This is a genomic window from Selenomonas sp. KH1T6 (assembly GCF_900108415.1).
Taxonomy (GTDB): Bacteria; Bacillota; Negativicutes; order Selenomonadales; family Selenomonadaceae; genus Selenomonas_B; species Selenomonas_B ruminantium_A.
The window spans coordinates 196,791-203,400 of sequence record NZ_FNWN01000004.1 but is presented as its reverse complement, the minus strand read 5'-3'; the positions used below and the strand labels follow the sequence as shown (position 1 = coordinate 203,400).

Here is a 6,610-nt window from a genome sequence, read left to right as displayed (position 1 = left end):
ACCACCGTAACCCACAAGTTCGGCAACTATGGGGAGAAAAACAGCTGGACCGTTAATTCTGCCAATATCGGCAAGCAGGGCTTCCACGGCAGCACCAAGACCGATACCCTGAACGTCACGGGCAGTACAAAGGCTACGATTGACCTGAACAAAACTTCTCTCTACACCAGTATTAACAACGTGAGCGCCTCCAAAGCCACGGCCGCTATGACCATCAAGGGTACATCAGGTTCGAACTACCTTATTGGCGGCAAGGGCAATGATGTTCTCTCCGGTGGCAAGGGCAATGACACCCTCAAGGGTGGGGCCGGTGATGATAAGATCTCTGTTTCCAGCACAGGTACGAATCGTCTCTACGGTGGTATAGGTGATGATACAATCACCACCAGCGCCAGCGCGACAGACAAGATTTACTTCAATGCAGGTGACGGAAAGGATATCATTATCAACTCTGACAATAAGGATATTCTCTATCTCAACAACATTACCGATATCAGGAGCGAGGCAATCTTTGGGATGTCGGGCCAGGATCTGGTGATGAACTTCACCGTCAACAAGGATACGGACGCTATTACGATAACCAACTGGTCTACCGGTGGCATGAACAAGTTTGTAGTGGGAGGCAGTACATATAGTCTCCAGCAGTCCGGCAATAAGGTGTCCGTGAAATAAACAGAAGAAGCACAGAGCAGACGGGCCGCTTTCTCCTTTGGGAAGGCGGCCAGGGAAACCATTTTGGATGGATATCAGCTGAGTGATTGCCTTTGCAAACAGTTGAACATGATTCATCTGGCTATGAAATGAAAAATTCCTTGTAAACTCAAAGTGATGAGTTTGCGGGGAATTTTTTCATTGATTGACTTTTCTGTTGTCTTTAATCAAAATTTAATCATATTTTTTTCAGAATACCCTTAAGAAAAAATCCTTTTCATACGATATAATAGTATGCAGGGCTGATGCTTCCTGACTCATGGATGAAGGGAGGTGTAGAAGATGACTATTAGTTCATTGAGCGGGCTCAGCAGCATAAATCTCAATAATATCAGTGCGGCTTATAACCGTGAGCAGCAGGCTGTCCGGCCAGTAGTTCCAGAAATAGACAAGGAGGAAGACTCCAAGACTTTTGGAAATCTGCTGGCGGAGGTACAGAAAGCTGATGAAGTGCCAGAGTCAGGCGAATCTGCGGCTAGTACCATGACCCTTGCAGATGTCATGCCAAATGGTTCCCTGTTGGTACAGAAGGTAGACGGTGACCAGCTGATTGAGGAGAAAGTGCTGGACGTTGCGCGCATTCAGAATGATTTCGATCTTCAGGGAATGCCAGGGCAGGTCTTCCGTGCTTATATGGCAGGGATGGGCATTGCTACCGCGCCGGCAGGAGCCATCTTCAATGCATTCATCTGAGTTTAGCGAGGAAGCTGGACAGATGCCTGCATAAGGTAGGGATTGTGCGATGAAGGATTCGTCAGATAACGAAATACCAATGGAATAGGCCGCTGCCCAGGTACAGGCAGCGGCCTATTAGTTCTTTTAATTGATGCTGATATGGTTGAAGGGGAACTTGCTTTTCTTTGTGTCCTGGCTTTCCCAGGCCATGATGGCGGTGAGGACGGAGCCGCCTATGCAGCGGGCTTTGTCGGAGATGGCAAAGCATTCCTCCCGGCTCATGTGGGGATGGATGTCGGCAATCTTCTGCCCCTTTTCTACCGTGAGGCCGCTGTGCACGGCTCCGCGGAGCATGCCGTCAATGGTGGCGCAGACCTCCGTCTTCTTGCCCTTGGAGGTGATGACTGCCAGGGGCTCTCCTTTTTTCACATACATGGAGATATTCTGCAGGATCTTAACCTTGCCAGAGGCTGGGGCAAAGACCAGATGCTCAAGGTTAGCAGGATCGCCTACCAGACCTCCGTCGCTCTGCTGGTCGCGGTAGGAATAGCCTTCATATATGAGGCGGCCCAGGTTGTGGCCGCGCATGGTTTCCACCACCACATCCACATCGCGCCCGGCGCAGAAGCCGGGGCCGAGAGCCACCGTGTGGTCAGCCATCTCACGGTTGGTGCCTGCTACATTTTCATGGCGCAGCAGGGCATCTACCACTACCCGGGGCTTCAGTTCTTTGATGCTCTCGCCTTTGGGGTCGCAGAGCATGATGAGCTCGCCCTTCTTCACTCTCTGCTTCGCTTCTTTTACGTTTTGAGCCAGATGGCAGGTGAGCCTTTCCACAGTGGCCTCACCCCGGTAAATAGCATCGGCAAAGGAAACTCTGCGGCGGGTGGCGGTGGGCTGCTCCTGTTCCAGGATGATGACCCTAAGCCCCGCCTTGTACAGGCAATGGATGACCCCGGAAGCCAGCTCTCCGCCGCCCCGGACGATGACCAAATGTTTCATGGCAGTTGCTCCTCTTTTTGCACATACACTATATCGTACTCCGGGCCCCATGGATGTGGCCCTGTGGCCGTTGAATTTAGGACAAATTCAAGGCCGTAAACATGCCACTGGCATGTTTACTTCTTTTGGTTCATTTTCTTTGCGCCAAAGAAAATGAACAGCCGAAACTTGACTTTATAATTATAACGCAACGTCAGCGTGTTTGACAAAGACGAATTTTTTTTTAGAAATTATATCAAAACCATTGCAATAGTCTGAATAGAGTGCTATAATAATAATCGTAAAGAGGAGATGGATAGATAAGCCGAATGGGCATGAGTCCTAGAGGGTGATTGCTCCTCAGGGTGTCTACCAGCCGAAAAAGGCTCTCTTCAATCCCTTGCGTGAAAGGATGTGAGCGGTTATTGAAGATGTCTTGCCGCGAGCTTCCTTTGAGTTCCGGATAGCAGTGCAGAAGATGAAGTGAAAGCATCTGCCAGGCAGAACATGGGACGTGATGATGACTTGGTCGCCAGTCGTACCCAAAGCTAGGCGGATAAAAGGCACGAGGCCGGTTCCAAAGGGGTTCTCTATCCCGGGTATCTTTACGAATCATCGTTAGCCATTCGAAACCAAGGTAAACCAATCGGTATCCTATCGTTATCGGTAACGGCAAACGGTATGTGTGGTGTACACTGAAGTTGTGATGCTGAATCACTAATGTTTGGGCCAAGCAATCAAATACTTCGCTTCGGTTCCTGCTCGAGAGGGAGCCATGGCAGACAAGTGAATAAGAAGGGTAAAAATTTGATGGTTTCTACTGTATAAAAGCGGCTTGCGTATCCGATAAGATGCAAGCCGCTTTTTAGTGTGTATGCAATTATCGAACCCCGGGCCCCATGGATGTGGCCCTGTGGCCGTTGAATTTAGGACAAATTCAAGGCCGTAAACATGCCACTGGCATGTTTACTTCTTTTGGTTCGTTTTCTTTGCGCCAAAGAAAATGAACAGCCGAAACTTATGAGTTTTCATACGGACGCACCCGCAGTGTCAACCCTCTGCTCTCGCAGATTTTCCTGCATTTCTCAATATCTTCATCGCTGGTCACATGATCCACGATAGTAAGTACCACATTTGGCACATATTCCTTGCAGTGCTCCGCGAAGGTCAGCATGCCCTCATAAGATTCCAGACCATATTTAGCCCGGGTCAGTTCATAATATTTCTCTGCAGAGGAGGCATTGAGGCTGATGGAAACAGTATCGAGGATGCCGCGGAAGGCAGAGGCTGTCTCATGTCCGTGCTGCAGCTCGCTGAGTCCGTTGGTATTGACTCTGGTGGGATGCTCGGGGTAATTCTCCTTCACGAAGTGCAGCAGTTCCACCAGGGCAGGGAGACGCAGGGTGGGCTCTCCGAACCCGCAGAACACCACTTCGGCAATCTTGTCCCAGGGCAGGGCATTTAGTTCATTTTTCACTTCGTCAACGGTGGGCTCGCTTTTCAGCCAAAGGCTGTGCTCTTCAGCCATTTCCTTCATATTGCGCAGGCAGAAGGTGCAGGCGCAGTTGCATTTATTGGTAAGGTTCACATAGATATTGCGCTTGCCCTCCGGCTGTTCAGCCAGACTTTCTTCAATCGGCAGGTATCTGCCGCCCTTATGTGTAGCATAAACAATCATTTCTTATATGTTCTCCTTTTGGGGGCAATCTATCAAGTGAGGCTGGCGCCCATGGATGGGCGCCCTGACGGGCTTTGGATTCCGTGAAGGAATGCAGCCCGTGTCTTCTTTTGGTACTTTTCTTTGCGCCAAAGAAAAGTACAGGCCGCAGGCCTTACTTGAGTTCAGTCAAGTATTCTTCAAAAGGCAGTCCGTAATTCCAGGGCTGCTCCAATTTTTCTGCGTATCGCAAACATTTGCTGATGAATTCGGCTGCTTTTTTGACAGATTTTTCCAGTGTCTCTCCCTTGATCAGCGAAGCTGCCACTATACCTGCAAAAGCATCTCCTGTCCCGCTTCTGTCATGGCCGATTTTGGGCACTTCCAGCAGGGTGCCGCGCTCTGCCTCGTAGATGAAGTTGCGGATGCTCTTGCCATCGGGAGCGCCTAGTCCTGTGATTACCACCTGTGAGGGGCCGCGCTCGGAGAGTTCTGCCGCCATGTATTCCAGGGTGTCAAAGGAAACCTGCCCGTCCTCAGGGTAGGGCACATCCAGCAGTTCGCAGGCTTCGGTAAGATTAGGAGTGATGAGGTCAGCTACCGTTAAAAGGCGCTTCATGCTCTGGCACATCTCGGGGGTGTAGGACTTGTAGAGCTTGCCATAGTCTCCCATTACCGGGTCCACCATAATGCGGGTGGACTTGCTTTTGAAGCGGCGGATGAAGTCCAGCACAATCTGTATCTGCTGCTCGGAACCGAGAAAGCCTGTGAGAATCCCATCAAAGGACAGGTGATTGGCCTCCCAGTTGTCCATATAGGGCCTCATGCGCTCTGTGTAATCGTCCAGATAATGCTCGGCAAAGCCTGTATGAGTAGAGAGAATAGCAGTAGGCAGTGGGCAGGCCTGGACTTTCAGAGCGGAGATCAAGGGAAGCTCCACCGTAACGGAGCACCGCCCAAAGCCGGTTATGTCATTTATCAGTGCAATGCGTTTCTGCCGTTTCAAATGCAGCCCCCCAGAATAATTGTATTATCCGAACCCCAGGGCCCAAGGATGGGCCCCGTGGACGCGGAAATCACAGGATGTGATTTCAGTCCACGTAAACATGCCACCGGCATGTTTACTCTTTTGCTTCGTTTTCTTTGCGCCAAAGAAAATGAAGAGCCGTAACCAAGCAAAGAGTCACCTATTATCTACCTTATCCAAAGCGTAGAGGTCATGCTCGGCAAAACGTTTCCAAGCCAACTCCTCAAACTTCGTCCCCGGCCGTCCGTAATTGGCGAAGGGGTCAATGGAAATCCCGCCTCTGGGCAGGAATTTGCCCCAGACTTCAATATACTTGGGATCCATCAGCTTGATGAGGTCCTTCATGATGACATTCACCACATCTTCATGGAAGTCGCCGTGGCTGCGGAAGCTTACCAGATAGAGCTTCAGGGATTTGCTCTCCACCATCTTGTGGTCGGGGATATAGGAAATATAGATGGTGGCGAAGTCTGGCTGACCGGTGATGGGGCAGAGGGCGGTGAATTCGGGGCAGTTGAATTTCACCCAGTAGTCATTGTCCGGGTGCTTGTTCTCAAAGGTCTCCAGAATCTCCGGGCAGTAGTCATAGTGATATTTGACCTTTTTCTCTCCCAGCAGGGTGATTTTCTCTTCGGCTTTGTCTCTCATAGCTTGCTCCTTACTTTAATACATTTTCTCTAATAATAAATCAAATGGCTTCTTAAATCAACGTTTAGCAGGAAAAGTGCCATTTAGGTCGAAGTTTGTATTCTGACGGTGAAAGAAGGGAGGCGTGCATTTTGCCGAAACTTAATGAGATGTCCCGGGACATACTGGGAAGCTTTTGGGATTTTCTCTTTCCCTCACGCTGCCCCATGTGTGGCCGATATGTGGCAGAGAGGAGTGGCTGGTGTCCGTCTTGCTTGCAGAAGGCTTTGACGGTGAGGAAGCTTGCCTTGACTCCTGGTTCGCCCTTTGAGGAAATCTGGGCCTTGAGCTTTTACAAGGAGTATTTGCAGAAGCTGATCAAGGACTTGAAATACCGCAGGAAGATGAGCACGCTGCCTTATATCAAGTCCCTGTTGCAGGGCTCGGAGCAGGAACTGGCATGGCTGGTGGGCAGTGACTTTTTGGCAGTGCCAGTGCCTCTCTTTGCCGACAAGGAAAAAGCCAGGGGCTTCAATCAGACGGAGAAGATTTTCGGCGAATGGCTGCAGGAGAAGGGTATAGCTACGGTGCGGGGCCTTATCCGCAACCGTGAGACCATGGCCATGTATGGTCTTAGTCCTGCGGAAAGGGAGGAGAATCTGCGGGGAGCTTTTTCAGCAGTGGAGGAAGCTGGCGTGCCTTTGGTGCAGGGGAGGAAAATCCTGCTGCTTGACGATATCTTCACCACCGGCAGCACTATGGAAGCTTGCGGCAGGGTTCTGAAGGAGGCAGGTGCGAAAAAGATTGTTGGCCTGGTTTTGGCCAGCGACCATTAAATGGGTTGTAACATTGTATACAATTGGGTATACTATAGGAGTGTATATTTGTAAATTGATGCTATACTGGAGAAACAGTTGCACAATATGACGTAA

At 50.2% G+C, this 6,610-nt stretch carries 6 protein-coding genes and 1 pseudogene; 3 read left to right on the top strand and 4 right to left on the bottom strand.

Features of this window, described 5'->3' with window-relative positions; translation table 11 throughout:
* A pseudogene (locus BLW59_RS04540) lies at positions 1 to 672 on the top strand (hypothetical protein); the annotation flags it as partial.
* A 321-nt stretch (positions 673 to 993) separates the two neighbouring features.
* Entirely contained in the window at positions 994 to 1,404 is a 411-nt protein-coding gene (locus BLW59_RS04535) for a hypothetical protein (RefSeq protein WP_074696563.1), read from the top strand.
* Between the two features lie 126 nt (positions 1,405 to 1,530).
* Here BLW59_RS04535 and yqeB read toward each other — a convergent pair whose 3' ends face one another.
* The 4 genes from yqeB to queF form a co-directional block, all read right to left on the bottom strand.
* Complete coding sequence (gene yqeB, locus BLW59_RS04530) at positions 1,531 to 2,388, bottom strand: selenium-dependent molybdenum cofactor biosynthesis protein YqeB (protein ID WP_051650066.1); 858 nt, start codon at positions 2,386 to 2,388, stop codon at positions 1,531 to 1,533.
* Positions 2,389 to 3,385: 997 nt separating this feature from the next.
* Positions 3,386 to 4,045 carry a TatD family nuclease-associated radical SAM protein gene (locus tag BLW59_RS04525; RefSeq protein ID WP_074696561.1) on the bottom strand — a complete coding sequence of 220 codons (660 nt, stop codon included), beginning with the start codon at positions 4,043 to 4,045 and terminating at the stop codon, positions 3,386 to 3,388.
* A gap of 154 nt (positions 4,046 to 4,199) precedes the next feature.
* A complete protein-coding gene (locus tag BLW59_RS04520) occupies positions 4,200 to 5,030 on the bottom strand; it encodes a pyridoxamine kinase (protein ID WP_074696559.1) in 831 nt (276 codons plus the stop codon).
* A gap of 177 nt (positions 5,031 to 5,207) precedes the next feature.
* Positions 5,208 to 5,699 carry a preQ(1) synthase gene (gene queF / locus BLW59_RS04515; protein ID WP_074696557.1) on the bottom strand — a complete coding sequence of 164 codons (492 nt, stop codon included), beginning with the start codon at positions 5,697 to 5,699 and terminating at the stop codon, positions 5,208 to 5,210.
* Positions 5,700 to 5,830: 131 nt separating this feature from the next.
* Here queF and BLW59_RS04510 point away from each other — a divergent pair, with 131 nt between their 5' ends.
* The gene (locus BLW59_RS04510) at positions 5,831 to 6,514 is read left to right on the top strand and encodes a ComF family protein (RefSeq protein ID WP_139283545.1); all 684 of its coding nucleotides are present in this window, start codon (positions 5,831 to 5,833) and stop codon (positions 6,512 to 6,514) included.
* Positions 6,515 to 6,610: the final 96 nt, after the last annotated feature.